Genomic DNA, 22563 nt, shown 5'->3' on the forward strand with positions numbered 1-22563 from the left:
GCCGCCCCCCTGGTTGGTATCCCGGGGTGGGGAACCACGCTTCTTCCCCAAAGGCGACAATGACCCCCCCCCCCCCCCCCCCCCCGGCCCCCCCCCCCCCCCCCCCCCCCCCCCCGCACGCACGCGGACCCGGCCCCGCCCCCCCTGTCCCCCCGTCCGCGACCAGCCCTGCGTGGACTACCTCTTCGCCCCCGACTGGGCCGACATCGAGAAGAACCTGACCTCCTGCATCGACGCCTGGAAGTCGGCCACCGGCAACTGACCCGGCGGGCTCCTGATTAGGCTGGGGGCGTCGGTACGCCGTGGTTCCGGCGCCCCCGCACACGCCCACCGCACGCCAGGGAGTTCGTTGCACATGGCAGACCGCAAGCCCATCGAGTCGTGGCTCACCGACATGGACGGCGTCCTCATCCACGAGGGCGTGCCGATCCCCGGCGCCGACGCCTTCATCAAGAGGCTCCGCGAGTCCGGCAAGCCCTTCCTGGTGCTCACCAACAACTCGATCTACACTCCGCGCGACCTGCATGCCCGGTTGCGCCGCATGGGCCTGGAGGTCCCGGTCGAGGCCATCTGGACCTCGGCGCTGGCCACCGCCCAGTTCCTGGACGACCAGCGGCCCGGCGGCTCGGCCTACGTCATCGGCGAGGCCGGCCTGACCACCGCCCTGCACGACATCGGCTACATCCTCACCGACCACGACCCCGACTACGTGGTGCTCGGTGAGACCCGCACGTACTCCTTCGAGGCGATGACGAAGGCGGTCCGGCTCATCAACGGGGGCGCCCGCTTCATCTGCACCAACCCCGACGAGACCGGCCCCTCCACCGAGGGACCGCTCCCGGCGACCGGCGCGGTGGCCGCCCTGATCACCAAGGCGACCGGCCGCCAGCCGTACTTCGCCGGCAAGCCCAACCCGCTGATGATGCGCACCGGGCTCAACGCCATCGGCGCCCACTCCGAGAGCAGCGCCATGATCGGCGACCGCATGGACACCGACGTGCTGGCCGGCATCGAGGCCGGCATGCAGACCTTCCTCGTGCTCACCGGCCTGACCCGGCCCGAGCAGGTCGACAGCTTCCCCTACCGCCCCTCCCAGGTGGTCGACTCGATCGCGGACCTGGTCGAACGGGTCTGAACCCGGTAAACGCGCCACCCTCCGGCACGACCCGTTCGGAGTAGTCCGGCCCCCGCGCAGGATGCGGGGGCCGGTCCCGCGGGGCAGCCTCCAGATAACTGGAGGTACACGATGGGCTCACTGAAAGTCACTCTCTGTGCCGGTGCCGCGGTGGCCGCGGCACTCGCACCGATCGCGCCGGCCGCCCACGCGGCGGACGGGGGAGGTGTCTCGGTGTCACCGTCCGCGCCCGTGCCGGGCGGCGACGTCAGGCTCCGCGTGTCCGACTGCACCGAGAGGACGGCCGTCGCCGTCTCGGCGGCGTTCGTCTCGGACGTGAAGCTCTCCCTGTCCCGCTCCGACGGCGCCCTGGTCGGCGCGGGCTCGGTCCGCTCCACCCTGGAGGCCGGCGCCTACGCCGTACGGATCACCTGCGGCGGCACCGCCCGGGAGAGCACCGTCACCGTCGGCGAGAGACGACGCCCGGCCGCCCACTCCTCGCCCGTCGCCCCCGTCGACGCGGGCGGCGGCGGCACCGCGCGGCTGGCCGCCGCCGACCCCCGCGAGGAGGCCCGGCCCGAACCCCCCGGCACGGCGCACACCGTGACCGGCCTGGTCCTCGCCGGCATCGCCGCCGTCGCCGTCGCGCTGCGCAGCGTCCGCAGCCGGAGTCGCGGGACGGGCTGACCATGTCCGAACAGGACCGTCCCACCGTCGGCCCGGGCCGCCTGGTGACCGGCACCGCCTGGGTGGTGCTGCTCCTCGGGCTGTGGCTCTGGGGCCGCGAGGCCACCGACGCGCGCGAGGCCGTATCCCGGCCGGCCACCGGCGACATGGCGGCGGCCGGCCGGCCCCCCGACCTGCCGCTGCCGCCCGCCCGCACCCCCCTCGGCGACGCCCTGCCGCAGCGGCTCGACATTCCCGGCCTCGGCATCCGGGCCCCCGTCCTGGCCCGCGGCCTCGACACCGAGGGCGCCGTCGAACCACCGCCCTTCGACCGGCCCGAAGCCGTCGGCTGGTACGCCGACGGCACGGCGCCGGGCGCCGCCGGGACCGCGCTGCTGGTCGGCCACGTGGACACCGAGACCGAACCGGCCGTCTTCCACGCGGTCAGCACCCTGGAACCCGGCGAGACGCTCCGGGTGGTCCGCGACGACGGCGAGGTCGCCGAGTTCACCGTCGACGACGTGCGGGTCCTCACCCGCGACGGATTCGACGCCCAGCAGGCCTACGGGCCGCGGGACACGGGCCGCGCCGAACTCCGCCTGATCACCTGCGGCGGCACCTTCGACCCCGCCACCGACAGCTACACGGCCAACGTGGTCGTCTCCGCCTACCTCACGGGTACCGGCTCCTGAGAGACGTCGGACCGGCGCCCGGGAACCGCGTGGGTGCCGGAGGCGTATGTCAGGATTGAGCCTCGGAACAGGTACCAGGGGGGTTGGATGTACGGCAGCAGGGGGGCCGCGACGCTGTCCACGAGGCGCGTGTCCGCGGCGGTGCTGGGGGCGGCACTGCTGCTCGCGGGCTGCTCCTCGTCCGGGGACGGCGGGGACGACGGCAAGGACGAGAAGGCCGGCGCGGGCATAACGCAGCGGCCCGAGGAGGCCGGCCCGTTCTGGGTCAACCCGGACGGCAACGCCGCCCAGCAACTGGCGGCCCTGGAGCAGTCCGACGAGAAGGACCAGGCCGAGCAGATCCGCAAGATCGCCCAGCAGCCGACCGCCGAGTGGATCAGCCCCGAGAACCCCGAGGAACAGGCCCGGGGCTTCACCGAGGCCGCCGACGAGGCCGGGCGCACCGCGCTGCTCGTGCTCTACAACATCCCGCACCGCGACTGCGGCCAGTACTCCGGCGGCGGTGCCGCCGACGGCGACGCCTACCGGGACTTCGTCGACGGCGTGGCCCGGGGCATCGGCGACCGCTCCGCCACGGTGATCCTGGAACCGGACGCGGTCCTGCACCTGGTCGACGGCTGCACCCCGGAGGAGTTCCACGAGGAGCGCTACGACCTCCTCAAGGGCGCCGTCGCCCAGCTCGGCGCGCTGAAGAACACCAAGGTCTACCTGGACGCGGGCAACGCCGGCTGGGGCCACCCCGACCAGATCTTCGAGCCGCTGAAGTGGGCGGGCATCGACCAGGCCGACGGCTTCTCGGTCAACGTGTCGAACTTCTACACCACCGAGGACTCCCTCGCCTACGGCAAGCAGCTCGCCGCCAAGGTCGGCGGCAAGCACTTCGTCATCGACACCAGCCGCAACGGCAACGGCCCCTACACCGAGGGCGCCCCCGACGAACGCTGGTGCAACCCGCCCGGCCGCGCCCTGGGCGAGACCCCCACGACCGAGACGGCCGACCCCCTCGTGGACGCCTACCTGTGGGTCAAGCGCCCCGGGGAGTCGGACGGCGAGTGCAAGGGCGGTCCCAAGGCCGGCGAGTGGTGGCCGGAGTACGCCGTGCAGCTGGCCGAGGGGTCCGGCTGACGCAGGGTTCCCCGCGCCCCGAAGGGGCGCGGGGCTGTGACACAGGCGGCTCCGCCGCGTGCGCGCGACCAGCCACGACGCACCCGCAGGCGAACAGCGGCCGGCCGCGCGGCGCTAAGGCACCTTCACCCACTGCGCCTTGGACGGCGTGCCCTGCCCGTCCGTCACGAACATCATGTACCACCCGGACTGGACGAGGTTCTTGTTCTCCGGCACGGTCACCTTCACCTTGTCCCCGTCCGTCTCGAAGTCCAGCGCGATCGACCGCTGGTCCACGTCGGTGACGTGCGTCGAGGCGCTCGGCCGGATCAGCCGCACCTTCTTCACCGCCGACGCCGACCGCGAGGTGAACGTGGCCGACTCCCCGCGCTCGACGGTCTGCGGGCCGCCCGTGAGGTCCGGCCGCGAATCCCGGTACAGGTAGGGCGGCGTGTAGATCTCGATGCGCTGCTCGAACTCGCCCGGCTTGGTGTTGGCCTTGTCGGCGTAGAGCGAGTCCGACCCGAAGAACATCAGGCGCCCGTCGGGCAGCAGGATCGAGCCCGAGTGGTAGTTGCGGCCCACCAGCGGGTCGGCCACCTGCTCGAACGCGTTGCTCTCCGGGTGGTAGAGCCGCGCCTCGAGGACGTTGGAGTCGCCGCGCCCCCGGTAGTCCTCCGAGCCGCCGGAGACCAGCACGCTGTCGTCGGGCAGGACCGAGGCCTGCGGGTAGCGCGTGCCCTTCGCCATCGACGGCCCGTCCACGAACCTCGGGTCGTCCGCCTTGAGGTCGACGATCCGGGTCTTCTCGCTGGACAGCCGGGACTCGCCGACCCCGCCACCGCCGATCACCATGTACTTCTCGTCCTGCGCCGGCGGCAGCAGCACGGAGTTGGCGGTCTCCAGCATGTTCGCGTCGCTCATGCCGGGGATCTTGGTGAACTTGTTGCTCTCCACGTCCCAGACGCCCGGGTCGCGGCCCACGTCGTCGGGGCCGTACCCGGCGTTGGCGCCCGAGTAGAAGACCTTGCCGTTCTGCATCAGGAACAGCGCCGGGTACGTCGGGAACTGGCGGACCTTGTCGGTGTAGGTCCACTTCCTGGTCTCGGGGTCGTAGACCTCGTTCTTGCCCGGCACCAGCTGGCCGATGTCGTCGAGGCCGGAGACGCTGAGGATCTTCCCGTCGCTCAGGGTGGTGAGCGTCGGGTACCAGCGGGCCTCGTGCATCGGGTCGACCTTGATGTACTTCTCGGCGACCGGGTCGAACTCGAAGGCATCCCGGATGCCCTGGAAGTCCTTCTTGTCCAGGGCGAGTTTCTGCGCGATGCCGTACGTGTTGCGCGCGTCGGTGCCGGACAGGCCCTGGACGCGGTAGTTGTCCTCGGTGCCCGTCTCGTACTTCGCGCCGCTCTTCTGCGCCTCGACGTAGATCCGGCCCAGACCCGGGTCGTTGCGCACGAACGCGCCGGTCTGCGGGTCGAAGACCTTCTCGGCGCGGGGCACCAGCACGGGGTCCTTGGAGACGAACGTCCTGCCGTTCTCCTTGCCGGTGAACTTGGTGCCCGCCGGCAGGGTGATCGGCTGGTCCGGGTTCTCGTTGTGGACGATCATCAGGCCGCCGGCCTTGGTGACGTCGCCCTTGAGCTTCTCGTACCGCTTGGTGCCGCCCGCGATCAGCAGGTTGCCGTTGGCGAGCTGGGTGTGGCCGGTGCAGAACAGGTCGGTCGGCGTCGGGACCGTCTTGATGGTGCCCTTGACCGGGTCCCAGATCCGGGTGTCGAACTTCTTCGCGTCGAAGTTGTCCTGGTCGTTGCCCGACCCCGCGACGAGCAGCACCTTGCCGGTGCGCAGCAGCGCCGCGTGGATGGTGTTCTGCCGGTACTTCTCGGGAAACTCGACGATCTCCCACTTGCCGTTGGCGGCCTTGTACTCCGGCTCGTTGATCTTGTACTGGTGGTATTTCTCGGTTCCGAAGCGGTAGAGCCACGGTCCGTTCATCCCGGCCAGCGCGACTACCACCGCCGTACCTATCGCGAAGCGACGGGCGCGGCGGCGGCCGGCACGGTCTTTCATTCCTTACGTCCCCCAAGTCCACCAAGGGCGATCTGCATGGTCTGGTCGTTGCCCCCGTCGGAGGGGGCCGCCCAGCTGGGCTTCTGCTGCGGCGCGTGCGGGGCGTACGCCTGGGCGTGCGCCTGGGCGTGCGCCGGGTCCGCGGACGCCGGCTGCTGCGACGGGGCCCACGGCGCGGGCTCCGCCGCCACGGCCGGCGGCTGCTTCTTCGCCTTCCGCAGCTCGTGGCGCCAGGCGAACATCGGCGACGCGGTGATCAGCATCGCGAACGTCGCCCAGACGATCATCGCGGGGTGCGCGTGCCCGAAGACGAAGCCGGCCGTCATCGAGCCCGCGAAGATCACGATGAAGTACCAGTGGTAACGGAAGGTCCCGAACCAGGTGTCGGGGCTGGCCGAGTCGCCCTTCGGCGTCACCACGAACTTGCTCTTGCGGCGCAGCACCGAGTCGATGAGCGCCTTCGCGTACAGCGGCGCCGACAGCGCGGACATCACCATGCCGGCCACACCGCCGGAGCCCTCCGGCTCGTGCGGCGAGACGTTGTGGCGGCGGTTCCAGACGTACAGGCCGATCTGGAGGGCGGAGGCGTTGCCGTAGAGCATCAGCCACACGGCCGGGTCGATGTTGACGCCCGAGGCGCCCAGGCCCAGGAACAGGCAGCAGCTCAGCGCCGCCAGGATCCAGTTCAGGGCCGACATCGGGTAGAAGATGATCATCATCGTGTAGTTGAAGAGCTTGCTCGGCGGGAGCGAGTACCAGCCCTTCCAGTACTGCTTGAGGATCGTCTCGTACGTCCCCCGCGACCAGCGCATCTGCTGGGTGAAGAAGTCCGTCCAGGCGTTCGGGCCCTCGCCGACGGCGAGCACGTCCGGGGTGTAGACCGAGCGCCACTTGCGGCCGGTGGCCGGGTTCTTGTGGCGGTGGATCTCGAAGCCGGTCGCCATGTCCTCGGTGATCGAGTCGTACAGGCCGCCGATCTGCTTCAGCGCCCTGATGCGCACCGCGTTGGAGGTGCCCACGAACATGGGGGAGCCGTAGCGGTTGCCCGCGCGCTGGATCAGCGCGTGGAAGAGGAACTGCTGCGACTCGGCGGCCTTGGTGATCGGGTTGTCGTAGTTGCCGTAGACCTGCGGGCCGATGACGAACCCGACGTCCGGGTCGCGGAAGAAGCCGAGCATCCGCTCCAGGTAGTTGGGCAGCGGCACGTGGTCGGTGTCGACCGAGGCGAAGAAGTCGTAGTCGTCGCCGTGCGCCTCGAGCCAGGCGTTGTAGTTGCCGTGCTTGGTCTTGGCGCGGTGCGGGCCCTTGGGCATGTTCCACTTCGCGACGCCCTTGCGGGAGAAGTGGTGCACGCCCAGGCGCGCGCAGACGGCCTTCACCTCGGGGTCGTCGCCCTCGTCGAGGAGCCAGACGTGCATCAGACCGCGGTGGCGGATCTTCACGGCCGCCTCCAGGGTCTTCGTCACCATCTCCAGCGGCTCCTTGCCGGGCACGAAGGAGGTGAGGAAGGCGACCCGGGTGCCGGTCTCGGGCACCACCGGGACCGGGTCCCGGGCGACCAGGGTCGCGTGCGCGTTCGAGAGCACGTTCAGGCAGCGGAACAGCTCGATCAGGCCGATCGCCACGAGCATCACGATGTCGAGCGTGGGCAGCCAGTCGAAGGCCGGGTAGTCGCGCTCGGTCCAGTGCGAGGGCTGGAGCAGCCAGACCAGCAGCACCACCGACAGCAGCGGGGCCGCGGCCAGCATCAGCGCCACCCGCAGGCGGTGCGGCTCCTGGGAGATCAGCGAGCGGTACTGCACCTTGTACGGCTTGTGCGGGTCGGGCTGGGTGAGGGGGCCCGCGAGCCGGCTGTAGTGCTCGTAGTCGTACCTCGGCAGGGTCTTCCTGATCCGCCGGAACGAGCCGGTGTTCCAGGTCCGATGCGCGGGCACCCTGAGCTGCGTGGTCTGGGACGGGTCGTGGTCCTGCCCGGCGCCCGTCGGCGTCGACGTCATGAGTCTTCCCCCCACACGCGGGTCACGCGTGTTTCGTCGCTTCCTTCGTCCGCCCCGGTCCCCCTCGACCTTCACGGACGTCACAGTGGTGGGTCGCTGTCACCACGGCATCCACACCTTATATAGACATGGAATGGCGACCACCGGTTGCATGATGCCCCCCGCGGCATCCGGCTCCCGAGCGGACCAGGGTTCTACGCCGTTCGTCATGATCGCAAGATGCTCGCGGTCCGGGTACGCCGAAGGCCCCCCGTGTGCTACGAGGGGCCTTCGACCGTCGGTGCGCCGCCAGGGACTCGAACCCCGGACCCGCTGATTAAGAGTCAGCTGCTCTAACCAACTGAGCTAGCGGCGCCTGCTGACCTGCACAACTCTACCCGATGCCGACCGGTGCTCCGGACCGCCCGGACGGCGGCCCGCGGGGCGTGCCGAGGACCGGGTACATCATTCGGACCGTCAACATGCGCACCATGGCGACAGTTGAGAAACTGACCGACATGTACCGAAGTGCACCGCCGCGGCCCCTGCCACCGGGAGTGTGAGGGGAATCGCATGAAGGCTCCCGAGTTCGAGGACGTCGATCCCGCGCGCGACTGCGACTGCCCCGGCTGCCGTCACCGGCGCCGGGTGCCGCCGCGTTCCCCCGCCGGCCGCGCCCCGGCCCTTCCGGCCGCCCACCGCAAGCTGATCGTGGCCACGGCCGCCGCCACCGGCGCCCTGGGCGCGGGTCAGGCCGCGGCGGCTCCGACCACCGTCCACGCCTTCCACCTGCCGGGTGTCTCCGCAGGTGAGGAGCCCGACACCCCGCAGGGCCCGAGGGCTCCGCTGCACGGCCCGACCGGTACGCCGGCGGTTCCCCCGGCCGGCGTCGAACCGGCCGCGATCACCCGTACGGAGATCATCGAACGGGCCAAGACCTGGGTCACCGCGAAGGTGCCCTACAGCATGACCGCCTACTGGTCCGACGGGTACCGGCAGGACTGCTCGGGCTACGTCTCGATGGCCTGGAAGCTGCCCACGAACGAATGGACCGGGAGCCTCGGCACGTTCGCCGACCGCATCACCAAGGAAGAGCTCCAGCCCGGCGACATCCTGCTCTTCCACAACGCGGCGGACCCGCAGAAAGGCTCCCACGTGGTGATCTTCGGCGGCTGGACGGACTCCACGCGCACCGCCTACACGGCCTACGAGCAGACCCCGCCGCACGCCCGGAAGCTCGCCACGCCCTACGCCTACTGGAGCAACTCGGCCAAGTACCTCCCCTACCGCTACAAGGGGGTCACGGCGAGCGCCGCGAGCGGGGCGCCGGCCGCAACCGCCTACCCGGGGGCGGCCGCCTTCGGTCCCGGTGCGAACAACGGGCACGTCACCGAGCTGGGCCGGATGCTCGCGGCCCGCGGTGCCGGCCGCTTCTACACCTCCGGGCCCGGGCCCCGCTGGTCGGAGGCGGACCGCAGGGCGACCGAGGCGTTCCAGCTCGCCCAGGGCTGGCGGGGCGAGGACGCCGACGGGCTGCCCGGCCCGGGCACCTGGCGGCTGCTGACCTCCGGCGGGGGCAAGGACGTCGGAGCCCCGCCGGCCGGCCCCGCCTCGCACGGGGTGGCCGGCTACCCGGGCCGGGCGATGTTCCGCCCGGGCGCCGAGAACCCCTACGTCACCCGGCTCGGCAGGCAGCTGGTGGCCAAGGGGTTCGGCCGGCACTACACGACCGGTCCGGGGCCGCGCTGGGGCGAGGCGGACCGGCGGGCAGTCGAGGCCTTCCAGCGTGCGCAGGGGTGGCGCGGTGGCGCGGCGGACGGCTACCCGGGCCCGGAGACCTGGCGGCGGCTCTTCTCCTGACCGTCCGCCCGCGGTGATCACCCGTTCATGACGCATCTGGCGCGGAGGCTGGAGCACGCATGAGTACGACCTCTTCCACGAACCCGGACCTCAGGCCGCCGGCTTCCCCGGGGCCCCCGACCGCCGAAGGGACGCCCGCGGAGACCGGCCACCGGCCCGCCCGGCTCATCCACAACGAGGCCACCACCGAGATCCCCGTCCACCTGCTGTTCCGCGACGACCCCGATCCGGTGCCGGTGGCGCTGCGGCCCGCGGTGGTCGCCCGCCGGCAGGGCACGGGGGAGCAGCCGAGGACGCGGCGCCCCGCCGCCGCGCGCCCGCGCCCGGTGGCGAGCGTCGATCCGGAGCTGACGGAGCGTCCGGCCCGGGTGCTGCCCGGTGCGGCTGGCGTGGCCGCCGGGGTCTGCGGGGCGGCGGGCTGCGGGGTCACCACCTGGTGGGCGGGGGTCGTCCCGCCGCTCGCGGCGGAGGCGCTGGCGCTGCCGGCGTACGCGGGTGCCGGGCTCGGGCCCGCGCAGTGGGCGGCGTACGCGGCCGCCGGGGCGCTGGGGCTGTTCGGTTTCGGCGGGCTGGCCCGCGGACGGACCGGACGGGCCTGGGTGCTCGGCCTGTTCGGCCGCTACCGGGGGACCGTCCGGCGCACCGGCCTGATGTGGGTCAACCCGCTGCTGCTGCGGCGCCGGGTCGACGTCCGGCTTCGGCACTGGCGCAGCGAGCCGATGCCCGCGGCCGACGGCAACGGGGTCGCGCTCAGGGTCGTGACGCTGGTGGTGTGGAAGGTGCGCGACACCGCGCGGGCCACGCTGGGCGTCGAGGACCACGAGACGTATCTGCGGGAGTGTGTCGAGGCGGCGCTGGCCAGGGTCCCGGTGGAGCCGCTCGGCACGGTCCGCGGCGCGGCCGACGTGGCGGGCGAGACGCTGACCCGGCTGGTGGCCGCGGACGCGGCGCCGGTCGGCATGGAGGTCTTCTCGGTGCGGCCGGTCCGGGTGGAGTACGCCCCCGAGGTCGCCGCCGCGATGCACCGGCGCCGGATCGCGGCCCTGGACGCGGCGCAGCGGGCGAGCGTGCTCACCTCGGTCGTGGACTCGGTGGAGGACACGGTGACCCGGCTGACCGTGCGGGGACTGGTCGAGCTGGACGACTACGAGCGGAAGGCGCTGGTGAAGGACCTGACGGTGGCGTTCTGCGCCGGGCGGGGGGACGCCCGGGCCTGAAGCGGCCGGTAAACGGCTGTCGAGCGGGTTCCGCGATTGGTATGGACATGTTCAACTCGCGGCCATAATCTGGGACTTGGTCTAGACCTGCAAGGCTCACTGATCCTCCCCCACGTCACAGGAGCAGCAGTATGCGCACCAGGACCAAGTTGTATGCAGCCGCGGTGGGCATGGCGACCACCGGAGCCCTAGTGCTCTCGTCCGGCGGCGCCAGTGGCCACGGGTACACCGACCTGCCGGTCAGCCGGCAGAAGGTGTGCCAGAACGGCACCGTCAGCGGCTGCGGCTCCATCCAGTGGGAGCCGCAGAGCGTCGAGGGCCCCAAGGGGTTCCCGGCGGGCGGGCCGGCCGACGGCAAGATATGTTCCGCGGGCAACGGCCCCTTCGCCCCGCTCGACAGCTCCAAGCAACCCAACGGTCAGGCGTGGCCGGCCACGAAGGTGAACGGCGGGCAGAGCTACAGCTTCCGCTGGCAGTTCACCGCGCGGCACGCCACGACCGACTTCCGGTACTACGTCACCAAGCCGGGCTGGAACCAGAACCACGCCCTGTCCCGGTCCGACCTCAACCTCACGCCGTTCTTCACGGTGCCCTACGGCGGCAAGCAGCCGCCGGCCACCCTCTCCCACAGCGGCACGCTGCCGTCCGGGCTGAGCGGGCGCCACGTGATCGTCGCGGTGTGGACGGTCGCCGACACGGCCAACGCGTTCTACGCGTGCTCGGACGTGACCTTCTGACCGAGCCGGTCCGGCACGACCCGGCAACGCGGAAGGCCCCCTCGCCTGGGCGAGGGGGCCTTCCTTCGGTGCGCCGCCAGGGACTCGAACCCCGGACCCGCTGATTAAGAGTCAGCTGCTCTAACCAACTGAGCTAGCGGCGCATGACTCCCGCCTTCCGCTTTCCGCGGTCGGCGACGACGAAAATACTACCTGGTCCCCGGGGGTGCTCCCGACCACCTCCCGACCACCTCCCGGCCACCCTCCCCGGGCTGCCCCTCGCGGCTAGATCGCCAGCGAGAGCAGCACCCCCGCGGCGTTGCGGTTCAGCTCGTCGGCGGCGCGGCGCAGCCGGTGCGCGTGCTCGACCGGGAGGGACAGGGCGAGGCAGCCCACGGCGGAACCGGCCGTGATCGGGACGGCCGCGCAGACCGTGCCCACCGCGTACTCCTGGAGGTCGAGGACCGGGACGGTGGGCGGCTGGGACTCCAGCCGGGACAGCAGCAGCTTGTCGCTGGTGATGGTGCGCGAGGTCAGACGGGCCATCTTGTGCCGGGCCAGGTGGTCGCGGCGCCCGGCGTGGTCCAGCTGGGTGAGCAGGCTCTTGCCGACCGCGGTGGCGTGCGCCGAGACGCGGAAGTCGACCCACTCGTTCACCTTGGGCGTGGCCGGGCCGTCGGCGTACTGGGTGACGCTGACCTCGCCGTCCACGTAGCGGCTGATGTAGACGGCGGCGCCCACCGAGTCGCGCAGCCGGTCCAGGGTGCGCTGGAGCTGCTCGCGCACGGCCTCCTCGCGGCCGCGGGCGGCGCCCAGGCGGTCCAGGGCCTCTCCGGTGACGTACGAGCCGTCGGTGGTCTGCTCGACGTAGCTCTCGCGGCGCAGCATGCGCAGGAGGACGGCCAGCCGCTCCCGGTCGAGCCCGGTGTCGCGGGCGAGTTGGACGTCGGTTACTCCGGCGGTGTACCGCGCCACCGTCTCCAGGACGCGCAGGGCGTCCTGGGCCGAGTGGAGCGGCGCGGTCGGCTGGTGCTGCAGCGCCACGGTGGTCTCCCCCTGCGCTAGCTCGTCGGCCCCTGCCCCCCGATCCGGACAGTGGATCCCCTCCACGATAGCCGCCAAGAGGCCGGTAGTGAGGGGGTGTTGGCCTATTTCCACCGCCCTCGACCGGGACACCGACCCGCCGGCACATGCCAGGGGAATGCCCCAACGCCCCGACCTCGGGCGTTGGGGCAGGGGTGCCGTGGGGTCACAGCACCGCGCTGAGGAATTCCCGGGTCCGGTCGTGCTCCGGCTCGCTGAAGATCTTCTCCGGCGGACCGGACTCGATGACCCGGCCGGAGTCGAACATCAGGACCTGGTCCGAGATGTCCCGGGCGAAGTTCATCTCGTGGGTCACGCAGAGCATGGTGATGTCCGTGCTGCGGGCGATGTCCCGCAGCAGGTCGAGGACGCCCGCGACCAGCTCCGGGTCGAGCGCGGAGGTCACCTCGTCGAGGAGGAGCACCTTGGGCCGCATCGCCAGCGCCCGGGCGATCGCCACCCGCTGCTGCTGGCCGCCGGAGAGCTGGGCCGGGCGCGCGTCGCACTTGTCGGCCAGGCCCACCATGTCGAGCAGGCCCTTGGCGCGCTCCGCCGCCTCGTCCTTGGACATCCCGAGGACCGTGACCGGTGCCTCGGTGATGTTGCGCAGGACGCTCATGTTCGGGAACAGGTTGAACTGCTGGAACACCATCCCGATCTGCTTGCGGACCTCACGCCGCTCCTTCTCGGTCGCCGGGAAGAGCTTCTGCCCGTCCACGGTGATCGTGCCCTCGTCGGGCTTGAGCAGCGTCATCAGCAGCCGCAGGATCGTCGTCTTGCCCGATCCGGAGGGGCCGATCAGGGTGACGTGCTTGCCGGCGTCGACGGAGAAGTCCAGGTGGTCGAGGACGGTGTTGTCCCCGAACCGCTTGGTCACCTGCTCCAGGCGTATCAGCTCGCCGGAGCTGCGCTCGGGGCTCTTCCCGGGGTTGGGGAGGGTGTCAGTGGGCAAGGCGTCGCTCCAGGGCTCGCAGGGCAAGGGAGGCCAGGTAGGAGATGACGATGAAGGCCACGCCGATCACCGTCAGGGGCTCGGTGAACTGGAAGTTCTGCTGCGAGAACAGCCGCGCCTCGCCGAGCATCTCCAGCACCGTGATCGCCATCAGCAGCGGCGTGTCCTTCAGCATGGAGATCACGTAGTTGCCGAGGGCGGGGACCACCCGGCGGATCGCCTGCGGCAGGATCACGGCCGTCCAGGTCCGCCCCACCGGCAGGTTCAGCGCCGTCGCGGCCTCCCACTGGCCGACCGGCACCGCCTCGATGCCGGCCCGGTAGACCTGCATCGTGTACGTCGAGTAGTGCAGGCCGATGGCGATCACGCCGGTGGTGAGCGCCGAGGCGGTCACCCCCCACTCGGGCAGCACGTAGAAGAGGAAGAACAGCTGCACCAGCAGCGGGGTGTTCCGCACGAACTCGGTCACCGCGCCGACCGGCCAGGTCACGAAGCGGCTCGGCACCCGCATCAGCAGCGCCCACACCAGGCCGAGGACGAAGGAGACCAGCGAGCCGAGGGCCAGGATCTGCAGGGTGACCAGCAGCCCGTCCCAGAAGTGCGGCATGAAGTCGGAGACCGCGCTCCAGTCCCAGTTCATCGGACACCCCCGATCCCGGCCGGCTCGGCGGCGGCCTTCCGCTCGGGTGCCGCCCTGCCGACGCCCGCCTTCAGCTTCTTCTCCAGACCGCGCATCACCCGGGTCAGCAGGAACGCGATCACGAAGTAGATCAGCAGGATGTACGTGTAGATCTCAGCGCTCTCCTGGAGCGCCAGGCGCACCAGGTTGCCGCTGAACGCCAGGTCGCCCATGCCCATGATCGAGACCAGGGCGGTGCCCTTGAGGAGCTCGATCAGCAGGTTGGAGAAGGGCGGGATCATCTCCGGCACCGCCTGCGGCAGCAGGATCAGCCGCATCCGCTGCCAGGGCGTGAAGCTGAGCGCGATGCCGCCCTCCTTCTGCGCCGGGTCGACCGCCGCGAGCGCGCCGCGCACGATCTCGGAGCCGTACGCCCCGTAGGTCAGGCCCAGCGCCAGGGTGCCCGCCCACATCGGCACCAGCTGCCAGCCGAAGGCCGGCGGCAGCACGAAGAAGACCCAGAAGATCATCACCAGCGCGGAGGTGCCGCGGAACACCTCGGTGTAGAAGCCCGCCAGGAAGCGGACGATCCACAGCCGGTGGGTGCGCCCGACGCCGACCACGAAGGAGACGGCCGTCGCCAGCAGCGAGCTGAAGAAGAGCAGCTGGACCGTGACCCAGACGCCCTGGAGTACCAGTTCCCACAGTCCGGAGGTCATCCGCCGCACAGCTCCTTCGCGGTCAGATCCGTCATCTCGTCCTCGGTGAAACCGAAGGGCTTGAGGATGCGGAGCAGCTCGCCGCTCTTCTTGAGCTTCTGCAGCTCGACGTTGAAGGCGTCCCGCAGGTTGGTCTCGGTCGGCCGGAAGGCGAAACCACCGCCGTCGGTGTGCGGCTTCCCGTCCACGATCGGCTGGAAGGCCTGCGTCGCCTCGGTCTTCCCGGACTTCTTGACCACCTCGCGGACGGTCAGCGCCGTACCCGCGAACACGTCCACCCGCCCGGCCTCGACGGCGTTCAGGCCGGCGACCTGGTCGGGGACGATGAGGATGTCGCTCTCCTTGTACCCGGCCTCCACCGCGTAGGCGATCTCGGCGTAGCCGGTGCCCGTCGCGAACTTGGCCTTCTTCGCCACGACGTCCTTGTAGTCGTGCAGGTCCAGGGGATTGCCCTTGCGCACGATGAAGGAGTCGAGCATCTGGTAGTCCGGGTCGGAGAAGATGACCTGCGCGCAGCGGTCCGGGTTGATGTACATCCCCGCCGCGACGACGTCGAACTGCTGCGACGCCAGCCCCGGGATGAGGGAGCCGAACTCCGTCGGCACGGGCTGCACCCGGTCCACCCCGAGCCGCTTGAAGATGACCTTCGCCAGTTCCGGCGCCTCGCCGGTCAGCTCACCGTTCCGGTCGATGTACCCGAAGGGGACCTCGCCCGCGATGCCGAGCCGGGCCACGCCCTGCGCCCTGAGCCGGTCGAGGAGGTCGCCGCCCTCCACGTCGGAGGCGGTGGCCACCCGGGAGCAGCCGGCGGCTCCCAGTGCGCCGAGCGCCGCGACCCCCGCGAGCAGCGACCGGCGGGTGGGCCCGGCGGGCCTGGACCTTGGGACGGATATACCCCATGGAGGGGTTCTGTGTGGTGGAGCCATGGGCGCGCAGCTACCCGAACCCGGCCGTCTTATGCCGATGTTTTTCGGACCGGTACGACGGCACGGCACCCTTGACCGGGGCCGCGCCGGGCACTGCCATGGAGGGCATGGCTGATCGCTACATCGAAGTCTCGCTGGTCACACGCGGAATCACGTGCACGGCCCAACTGCTCGACGACCGGGCGCCGCTCACCTGCGCGGCCGTCTGGAACGCGCTCCCCCTCGGCGGCGACGTGTACCACGCCAAATACGCGCGCAACGAGATCTACGCCCTCTTCCCGCCCTTCGCGGCATCCGAACCACCGCTGGAGAATCCGACCGTGACGCCCATCCCGGGCGACCTGTGCTATTTCGCCTTCGCGGGCGCCGAGTTGGGCACCAAGGCGTACGGCTACGACCGCGAGGTGCGGCCGGGCACCACCCTCGTCGACCTCGCCCTCTTCTACGAGCGCAACAACCTGCTGCTCAACGGCGACGTCGGCTGGGTCCCCGGCACCGTCTGGGGATCGATCACCGAGGGCCTGGACGCGATGGCCGAGGCCTGCAACGACCTCTGGCGGACGGGGGCGGCGGGGGAGACGCTCAGCTTCCGGCGGGCCTAGGCCCCGCCGCGGCCCACCTCGCCGGCGCGGGCCCGGTGTCCGTTCCGCACAGCGCGTGCGCGGCCCGCAGGACCAGGTCGTCCCGGTGGCGGGCCGCCACGAGCTGGAGGCCGACCGGCAGGCCGTCCCCGTCGCTGCCGACCGGCACGGTGGCCGCCGGCTGCTGGGTCAGGTTGAAGGGGTAGGTGAAGGGCGTCCAGCCGGTCCACCGCCGGTGCCCCGAGCCCTTGGGCACCTCGGTGCCCGCCTCGAACGCCGTGATCGGCAGCGTCGGCGTGACCAGCAGGTCGTACGCCTCGTGGAACCGGCCCATCCGCCGGCCCAGCTCCATCCGGACGTCCACCGCGGCCAGGTACTCCAGCGCCGAGTACCGCGCGCCCGCGCCGACGATGTCCCGCAGCCCCGGGTCGAGCACCTCCCGCTGCCCCGTCCGCAGGTGCTGCACCACGCGCGCCGCCCCGCTGAACCACAGCGTGTGGAAGGCCTCCACCGGGTCCGCGAAGTCCGGGTCCGCCTCCGTCACGTACGCGCCCAGCTCCGCCAGCCGCTCCACCCCGCGCCGCACCGCCGTCGCCACCGCCGGGCGCACCGCCACCTGCCCGCCGAGCGTGGGCGAGTACGCCACCCGCAGGCCCCGCACCCCGCCCGCCAGGGCCTCGCAGTACGAGCTCGGCGCCGGGCCCAGCGCCGACCAGTCCCGGGCGTCCGGGACGCCGACGACGTCCAGCAGCAGTGCCGCGTCCGCCGCGTCCCGTGTCATCGGACCGACGTGCGCGAGGGTGCCGAAGGCGCTCGCCGGGTAGAGCGGCACCCGGCCGTACGTCGGTTTCAGGCCGAAGACACCGCAGAAGGACGCCGGGATGCGCACACTGCCCCCGCCGTCCGTGCCGAGCGCCAGCGGTCCCGCGCCCAGCGCCACGGCCGCCGCCGCGCCCCCGCTGGAACCGCCCGCGGTGCGCGCGGGGTCGTGCGGATTGCGGGTGACGCCCGACAGCGGCGAGTCGGTGACGCCCTTCCAGCCGTACTCGGGCGTGGTCGTCTTGCCCACGAGCACGGCGCCGTGCTCGCGCAGCCGGGCGACCGAGGGGGCGTCCTCATCCCACGGCCCTTCCGGGGAGACGGCCCGGGAGCCGCGCAGCGTCGGGTGCCCCCGCATCAGCAGGATGTCCTTCACCGTCACCGGCACGCCGTCCAGCCGCCCGCAGGGCTCCCCGCGCCGCCACCGCTCCTCGGACCGCCGGGCCGCGTCGAGCGCCTCCTCGCCGGTCAGCCGGACGAACGCGTTCACGGCCGGCTGGATCCGCTCGGCCCGCTCCAGGACCGCCCGGGCCACCTCGACCGGGCTGAACCCGCCCCTGCGGTAACCGTCGAGGAGCTGGACCGCGGTCAGCTCGGTGAGGTCGGTCATGCACCCTCCGCTTCCAGGAACGTCAGTGTCCGGGCACGTATCCGCGCTTCTTGTCGACCACGTTCGCCAGCGGCCCGCCGGCCGCCCAGCTCTCGAACAACTCCACGAACTGGGCCCCCAGTTCGTCCCGCCAGCCGACCGTGTCCCCGCTCATGTGCGGCGAGACGATCAGGTCGGGGACGTCCCAGAGCGGACTGCCGGCCGCCAGGGGCTCGTGGCTCAGCACGTCCAGGGCGGCGCCCGCGATCCAGCGGCCGGTCAGCGCGGCGGCCAGGTCGTCCTCGACGACCAGCTGGCCCCGGCCCACGTTCACGAACCGCGCGGAAGGCTGCATCACCCCGAACCGCCGGGCGTCGAACATGCCGCGGGTGTCGTCGGTGAGGGGCGCCGCCGCCACCACCCAGTCGGCGCGGGCCAGCAACCGGTCCAGGTCCCCGGGTCCGTGGACGCCGGTGCGGGCGGTGCGGCCGACCACCGCGGTCGTCACGCCGAGCGCCTTGAGCGTCCGCGCGATCGCCCGGCCGATCGGCCCCGAGCCGACCACACACGCCCGCGTCCCGGCCACCCGCAGCGACTCGCGGTGCCGCCAGGTGCGTTCACCCTGCAACCGCAGCGTCGTCGGCAGGTCCTTGGCCATCGCCAGGACGAGCGCGGCGACGTACTCGGCGATCGGCTGGTCGAAGACACCGCGCGCGTTGGTCACCACGGTGTCCGAAGCGGCCAGTTCGGGGCACATCAGGTGGTCCACGCCCGCGCTCGCCGTGTGCACCCAGCGCGGACGCGGGCCGTCGCCCGGCCAGGCCCGGCGCACGGCGTGCGAGGCGAAGTCCCAGACCAGCAGCACGTCCGCGGACGGCAGCCGCGCGGCGAGGTGCGCCTCGTCGGTGTGCTCGATCCGGGCCCGGCCGGTCAGCCGGCCGAGCCGGGGGAGGGGCTCGGCGTCCAGGACGAGAAGGGTGGGCGTGCTCATCGGCAGGCGTGTCTCCGGGGCGTGCGCGCGGGGGCGCGGCGAGTGGTTTGCGAAGGAGTTAACCGGCTGTTGACCTGGGAGTGACGCGGGCGGATTGACCACGCTCGCACCGGAACCTACCTTCGTCAACACGGCCGTGCGTACGGTGCGTTGTCCTCCCCTCTCTCAGCGTGAGGTCGGTGCGTGCCATGGACATCTCCTTTCTCGGCGGACCAGCTCCGCAACGCGGGGTGGGCGTGGTCGCCCCGTTCGACTTCGCACTCGACCGCGAACTGTGGCGCTGGGTGCCCGACGAGGTCTCGCTGCACATGACGCGGACCCCCTTCGTGCCCGTCGAGGTAAGCCTGGACCTGGCCCGGCTGGTCAGCGAGCACGAGACGCTGGGCGAGGCGGTGCGCACCCTGAACGCCATAGCCCCCGAGGTCGTCGCCTACGCCTGCACCTCGGGCAGCTTCGTCGGCGGCATGGCCGGCGAGCGCGCCATGTGCGAGGCGATGACCTGGGCGGGCGTGGTCCCGTCCGTGACCACCTCGGGCGCATTGCTGGACGCGCTGACCGAGCTGGGCGTGCACCGGGTCGCGCTGGTGACGCCGTACACCGTGTCGGTGACCCGGGCGCTGGAGGAGTACGTCGCCGAGGCCGGTGTCACCGTCACCGGCTGCGCCTTCATGGGGCTGACCCGGCACATCTGGAAGGTCCCCTACCGCGACGTGGCCGACATGGCCCGCCGGGCGGTGCCGCGCGCCGGGGCCGCCGACGCCCTGTTCATCTCCTGCACCAACCTGCCGACCTACGACGTCATCCCGCAGCTGGAGGCCGAGCTGCGCATCCCGGTGATCTCGGCCAACCAAGTGACGATGTGGGCGGCACTGCGCCGACTGGGTACCCGTGCCGTGGGGCCGTATCAGGCGCTGACCGATCCGTCGGCGCGCACCGGCCCCGTGGTGCCGGGGCCGGCCGGTCCCGCAGTGGTGGACATGCCGGGCGTCGGTGACGGCCCGGACACGGAACAGCAGCAGGAAGGGTGGACATGACAGCACTGGGATTCCTGTACCCGGGCCACTCCGGCGAGGACGACTACCCACGCATCGAGCAGCTCCTGGGCAGTGACATCCGGGTGGACCTGGTGCACACCGACATCGGCGAGGACGCGCACCGGGTCGACGCGCTGCTGGAGATGGGCTCGCCGCAGCGCCTGGAGGCGGGCGTGGCGGAGCTGCGGCTGTCCGGCGCCGACGCCGTGGTGTGGGCCTGCACCAGCGGGAGCTTCGTGCACGGCTGGGAGGGCGCCCACGAACAGGTGCGCACGCTGGCACGGGCGGCGGGCCTCCCGGCCTCCTCCACCTCCTTCGCCTTCGTGCACGCGGCGCGGGAGATCGGGGCGCGGCGGGTGGCGATCGGGGCGACCTACCCCGACGACGTGGCGCGGCTCTTCGCGGACTTCCTGGGTGCCGCCGGCATCGAGGCGGTCGACGTCGTCGGCTCCGGCGTCGTCACGGCGGCGGAGGTCGGCACCTGGACCGAGGATCAGGTGCTGGCCCTGGCCCGCGCCGCCGACCGGCCGGACGCGGAGGCGGTCCTCCTGCCGGACACCGCCCTGCACACGGCGGCCCACATCCCGGCCCTGGAGAAGGAGCTGGGCAAGCCGGTCCTCACGGCCAACCAGGTCACCGTCTGGGAGGGCCTGCGGCTGGCCGACCGCAGGGTCAACGCGCCGGAGCTGGGCGCGCTGTTCACGCGGGAGCCGGTGGTCCAGGCCTGAGGCCGGGCCCGACCCCGGGCAACGGAAGAACCCCGGTCCCGCTGGTGCGGGGTTGGGGTTCTCGTCGAGCGCTGGGCAGGCCTTGCACCTGCATTTCCCCACGGGAAGTGGGGCGTCTTTCCTTGGACCACCAACGCACTGCCGGTCGCCGGGGTTTGACCCCCTGTGACCTTGCAGGATGATCGTACCGCAGCATCCGCGGACGTGCACATCGAGGCTGTCCCGCGGGATGCCGCGTGCACCCGTCGTTCTCCTGCTGTGCAGCGAATCGTTCATTGATATGTACAGCGGGCGTCACTGTGAACGTGTCAGATCCCTTGTCAGCCCCTGGAGGGACCCCTATATTCACGCCGAGAAAGCGCTTTCCCGCCTGCTGTGTTGACGTGATCACGACAGGTAGTTCGTTCCGGCATGTGAAAGGCGATTGGGGATACCGAGGATGAGACGAGCAGTCACCCTGCGACTCAACGCGGCGCTGGCCACCCTGGCCGTGGCCGCCGCGACCGGTGTGGTGCTGTCGATGCCCCAGGAGGCGTCGGCCGCCACCGGTGCGACCGGCTACGCCACGCAGAACGGCGGTACGACCGGCGGCGCGGGCGGGCAGACGGTCCGGGCCACCACCGGCACCGCGATCCACCAGGCCCTGTGCGGCCGTGCCAGCAGCAGCACCCCGATCGTCATCCAGGTCGAGGGGACCATCAACCACGGCAACACCGCCAAGGTCTCCGGCGACAGTTGCAGTACCGCCGCCGGCGTGATCGAACTCAAGCAGATCAGCAACGTCACGATCGTCGGTGTCGGCGGCGGAGCGGTCTTCGACCAACTGGGCATCCACATCCGGGACTCCAGCAACATCATCATCCAGAACGTGACGGTCAGGAACGTCAAGAAGTCCGGCTCGCCCACCTCCAACGGCGGCGACGCCATCGGCATGGAGAGCGGCGTCCGCAACGTCTGGGTCGACCACACCACCCTGGAGGCCTCGGGCGGCGAGTCGGAGGGCTACGACGGCCTCTTCGACATGAAGGACGACACCAAGTACGTCACCCTGTCCTACAGCGTCCTGCGCAACTCCGGCCGCGGCGGCCTCATCGGCTCCAGCGAGAGCGACGTGTCGAACGGCTTCGTCACCTTCCACCACAACAAGTACGAGAACATCGACTCCCGCGCACCCCTGCTGCGCGGCGGCATCGCCCACATCTACAACAACCACTACGTGAGCCTGAACGAGTCGGGCATCAACTCCCGTGCCGGCGCCAAGGCCAAGGTCGACAACAACTACTTCGAGGACTCCAAGGACGTCCTCGGCACCTTCTACACCGACCAGGCGGGCTCCTGGCAGGTCAGCGGCAACATCTTCGACAACGTGACCTGGTCCGAGCGCGAGGGCGACAACAACCCGGCCGGCCCGAACCCGACGTCCAACACCACCGTCGGCATCCCGTACTCCTACGACCTCGACGCCGCCGACTGCGTGCCGAGCGTGGTCAGCCAGACGGCGGGCGCCAACAAGGGCCTGAAGGTGTCGGACGGCAGCTGCACGCCGCAGAGCCCGGACCCGACCACCCCGCCCACCTCGCCGACCCCCACGGACCCGGGTCCGACCGACCCCGGCCCCACAACCCCGCCCACCGGGACCAACCTCAGCCTCGGAGCCGGCGCCGACGGTTCCTCCAAGGCCGCCGGGACCAGCTACGGCAACGTCCGTGACGGCGACGCGAGCACCTACTGGTCCCCGGCCGGCGCCACCGGCTCCGTCTCCGTGAAGTGGGGCTCCGCCACCACCGTCTCCAAGGTCAATATCCGCGAGGCGGCCGGCTCGGCGGGCGCCATCCGGGCCTGGCGGGTCGTCAACCACGACACGGGCGCCGTCCTGGCCTCCGGCAGCACGGCGGGCGTCGCCGGCTTCGCCGCGACCTCGCTGAAGAAGATCACCCTGGAGATCACCGCCTCCAGCGGCTCGCCCCGGGTCGCCGAGTTCGAGACCTACGCCGGCTAGCGCACGGCGGCACCGTCCCACCCCGCGTCCGGTCCGGCACCCGCCGGGCCGGACGCCTACTTGCACGGGGCGGGACAATGGACGGTGGCCCACTCCACCGGGGTG

General features: G+C 71.6%; 20 protein-coding genes and 2 tRNA genes. 11 read left to right on the forward strand and 11 right to left on the reverse strand.

The window, feature by feature from the left end; genetic code table 11:
* Positions 1–355: 355 nt before the first annotated feature.
* The 4 genes from AC07FV_RS00770 (at position 356) to AC07FV_RS00785 (ending at position 3597) form a co-directional block, all read left to right on the forward strand.
* Positions 356–1135, forward strand: a complete 780-nt coding sequence (locus AC07FV_RS00770; RefSeq protein WP_356603790.1) for an HAD-IIA family hydrolase — start codon at positions 356–358, stop codon at positions 1133–1135.
* A gap of 111 nt (positions 1136–1246) precedes the next feature.
* Entirely contained in the window at positions 1247–1801 is a 555-nt protein-coding gene (locus tag AC07FV_RS00775; RefSeq protein ID WP_479083681.1) for a hypothetical protein, read from the forward strand.
* A gap of 2 nt (positions 1802–1803) precedes the next feature.
* Entirely contained in the window at positions 1804–2472 is a 669-nt protein-coding gene (locus AC07FV_RS00780) for a class F sortase (protein WP_479083682.1), read from the forward strand.
* Between the two features lie 87 nt (positions 2473–2559).
* Positions 2560–3597 carry a glycoside hydrolase family 6 protein gene (locus AC07FV_RS00785; RefSeq protein WP_479083684.1) on the forward strand — a complete coding sequence of 346 codons (1038 nt, stop codon included), beginning with the start codon at positions 2560–2562 and terminating at the stop codon, positions 3595–3597.
* Between the two features lie 114 nt (positions 3598–3711).
* On the opposite strand, the gene glxA is transcribed toward AC07FV_RS00785, so the two are convergent.
* The 3 genes from glxA to AC07FV_RS00800 all read right to left on the reverse strand — a co-directional run bounded on the left by glxA (position 3712) and on the right by AC07FV_RS00800 (position 8001).
* A complete protein-coding gene (gene glxA, locus AC07FV_RS00790) occupies positions 3712–5649 on the reverse strand; it encodes a radical copper oxidase GlxA (protein WP_479083686.1) in 1938 nt (645 codons plus the stop codon).
* Positions 5646–7646 (reverse strand): glycosyltransferase family 2 protein, encoded by a 2001-nt coding sequence (locus AC07FV_RS00795; protein WP_479083688.1) that lies wholly within the window; start codon positions 7644–7646, stop codon positions 5646–5648. Before AC07FV_RS00795 ends, glxA begins: the two co-directional genes overlap by 4 nt.
* A 281-nt stretch (positions 7647–7927) precedes the next feature.
* Positions 7928–8001, reverse strand: a tRNA-Lys gene (locus AC07FV_RS00800).
* A gap of 197 nt (positions 8002–8198) precedes the next feature.
* Here AC07FV_RS00800 and AC07FV_RS00805 point away from each other — a divergent pair.
* The 3 genes from AC07FV_RS00805 (at position 8199) to AC07FV_RS00815 (ending at position 11439) form a co-directional block, all read left to right on the forward strand.
* On the forward strand, positions 8199–9485 hold the full coding sequence (locus tag AC07FV_RS00805; protein ID WP_479083690.1) for a peptidoglycan-binding protein: 1287 nt from the start codon (positions 8199–8201) through the stop codon (positions 9483–9485).
* Between the two features lie 59 nt (positions 9486–9544).
* A complete protein-coding gene (locus AC07FV_RS00810; protein WP_479083691.1) occupies positions 9545–10702 on the forward strand; it encodes an SPFH domain-containing protein in 1158 nt (385 codons plus the stop codon).
* 131 nt (positions 10703–10833) lie between these two features.
* On the forward strand, positions 10834–11439 hold the full coding sequence (locus AC07FV_RS00815) for a lytic polysaccharide monooxygenase auxiliary activity family 9 protein (RefSeq protein ID WP_479083692.1): 606 nt from the start codon (positions 10834–10836) through the stop codon (positions 11437–11439).
* A 69-nt stretch (positions 11440–11508) separates the two neighbouring features.
* Here the strand turns inward: AC07FV_RS00815 and AC07FV_RS00820 are convergent.
* The 6 genes from AC07FV_RS00820 to ehuB all read right to left on the reverse strand — a co-directional run bounded on the left by AC07FV_RS00820 (position 11509) and on the right by ehuB (position 15717).
* A tRNA-Lys gene (locus AC07FV_RS00820) sits at positions 11509–11582 on the reverse strand.
* Between the two features lie 121 nt (positions 11583–11703).
* On the reverse strand, positions 11704–12462 hold the full coding sequence (locus tag AC07FV_RS00825; protein WP_479083693.1) for an IclR family transcriptional regulator: 759 nt from the start codon (positions 12460–12462) through the stop codon (positions 11704–11706).
* Between the two features lie 205 nt (positions 12463–12667).
* Entirely contained in the window at positions 12668–13453 is a 786-nt protein-coding gene (gene ehuA, locus AC07FV_RS00830; RefSeq protein ID WP_479083694.1) for an ectoine/hydroxyectoine ABC transporter ATP-binding protein EhuA, read from the reverse strand.
* Positions 13443–14093, reverse strand: coding sequence for an ectoine/hydroxyectoine ABC transporter permease subunit EhuD (gene ehuD / locus AC07FV_RS00835; protein ID WP_479083696.1), 651 nt, complete (start codon positions 14091–14093; stop codon positions 13443–13445). Before ehuD ends, ehuA begins: the two co-directional genes overlap by 11 nt.
* Positions 14090–14791: an ectoine/hydroxyectoine ABC transporter permease subunit EhuC gene (ehuC, locus tag AC07FV_RS00840; RefSeq protein ID WP_479083698.1), complete on the reverse strand. Its 702-nt coding sequence runs from the start codon at positions 14789–14791 to the stop codon at positions 14090–14092. The genes ehuD and ehuC overlap by 4 nt, the downstream gene beginning before the upstream one ends.
* Positions 14788–15717 (reverse strand): ectoine/hydroxyectoine ABC transporter substrate-binding protein EhuB, encoded by a 930-nt coding sequence (gene ehuB, locus AC07FV_RS00845; protein WP_479083700.1) that lies wholly within the window; start codon positions 15715–15717, stop codon positions 14788–14790. The genes ehuC and ehuB overlap by 4 nt, the downstream gene beginning before the upstream one ends.
* A 107-nt stretch (positions 15718–15824) precedes the next feature.
* Between ehuB and AC07FV_RS00850 the strand changes: the two genes are divergently transcribed.
* Positions 15825–16319 carry a DUF3830 family protein gene (locus AC07FV_RS00850; RefSeq protein ID WP_383640368.1) on the forward strand — a complete coding sequence of 165 codons (495 nt, stop codon included), beginning with the start codon at positions 15825–15827 and terminating at the stop codon, positions 16317–16319.
* On the opposite strand, the gene AC07FV_RS00855 is transcribed toward AC07FV_RS00850, so the two are convergent.
* Both AC07FV_RS00855 and AC07FV_RS00860 read right to left on the reverse strand, forming a co-directional pair.
* A complete protein-coding gene (locus AC07FV_RS00855) occupies positions 16300–17727 on the reverse strand; it encodes an amidase (RefSeq protein ID WP_479083702.1) in 1428 nt (475 codons plus the stop codon). The genes AC07FV_RS00850 and AC07FV_RS00855 overlap by 20 nt on opposite strands.
* A 22-nt stretch (positions 17728–17749) precedes the next feature.
* Positions 17750–18697 carry a D-2-hydroxyacid dehydrogenase gene (locus AC07FV_RS00860; RefSeq protein ID WP_479083704.1) on the reverse strand — a complete coding sequence of 316 codons (948 nt, stop codon included), beginning with the start codon at positions 18695–18697 and terminating at the stop codon, positions 17750–17752.
* 188 nt (positions 18698–18885) lie between these two features.
* Here AC07FV_RS00860 and AC07FV_RS00865 point away from each other — a divergent pair, with 188 nt between their 5' ends.
* The 3 genes from AC07FV_RS00865 to AC07FV_RS00875 all read left to right on the forward strand — a co-directional run bounded on the left by AC07FV_RS00865 (position 18886) and on the right by AC07FV_RS00875 (position 22458).
* The gene (locus AC07FV_RS00865; protein WP_479083706.1) at positions 18886–19731 is read left to right on the forward strand and encodes a maleate cis-trans isomerase family protein; all 846 of its coding nucleotides are present in this window, start codon (positions 18886–18888) and stop codon (positions 19729–19731) included.
* Positions 19728–20459, forward strand: a complete 732-nt coding sequence (locus tag AC07FV_RS00870; RefSeq protein ID WP_479083707.1) for a maleate cis-trans isomerase family protein — start codon at positions 19728–19730, stop codon at positions 20457–20459. The genes AC07FV_RS00865 and AC07FV_RS00870 overlap by 4 nt, the downstream gene beginning before the upstream one ends.
* Before the next feature lie 439 nt (positions 20460–20898).
* Complete coding sequence (locus tag AC07FV_RS00875; protein ID WP_479083708.1) at positions 20899–22458, forward strand: pectate lyase family protein; 1560 nt, start codon at positions 20899–20901, stop codon at positions 22456–22458.
* Positions 22459–22563 lie beyond the last annotated feature (105 nt).

This window comes from Streptomyces sp. NPDC045956, from assembly GCF_056430705.1.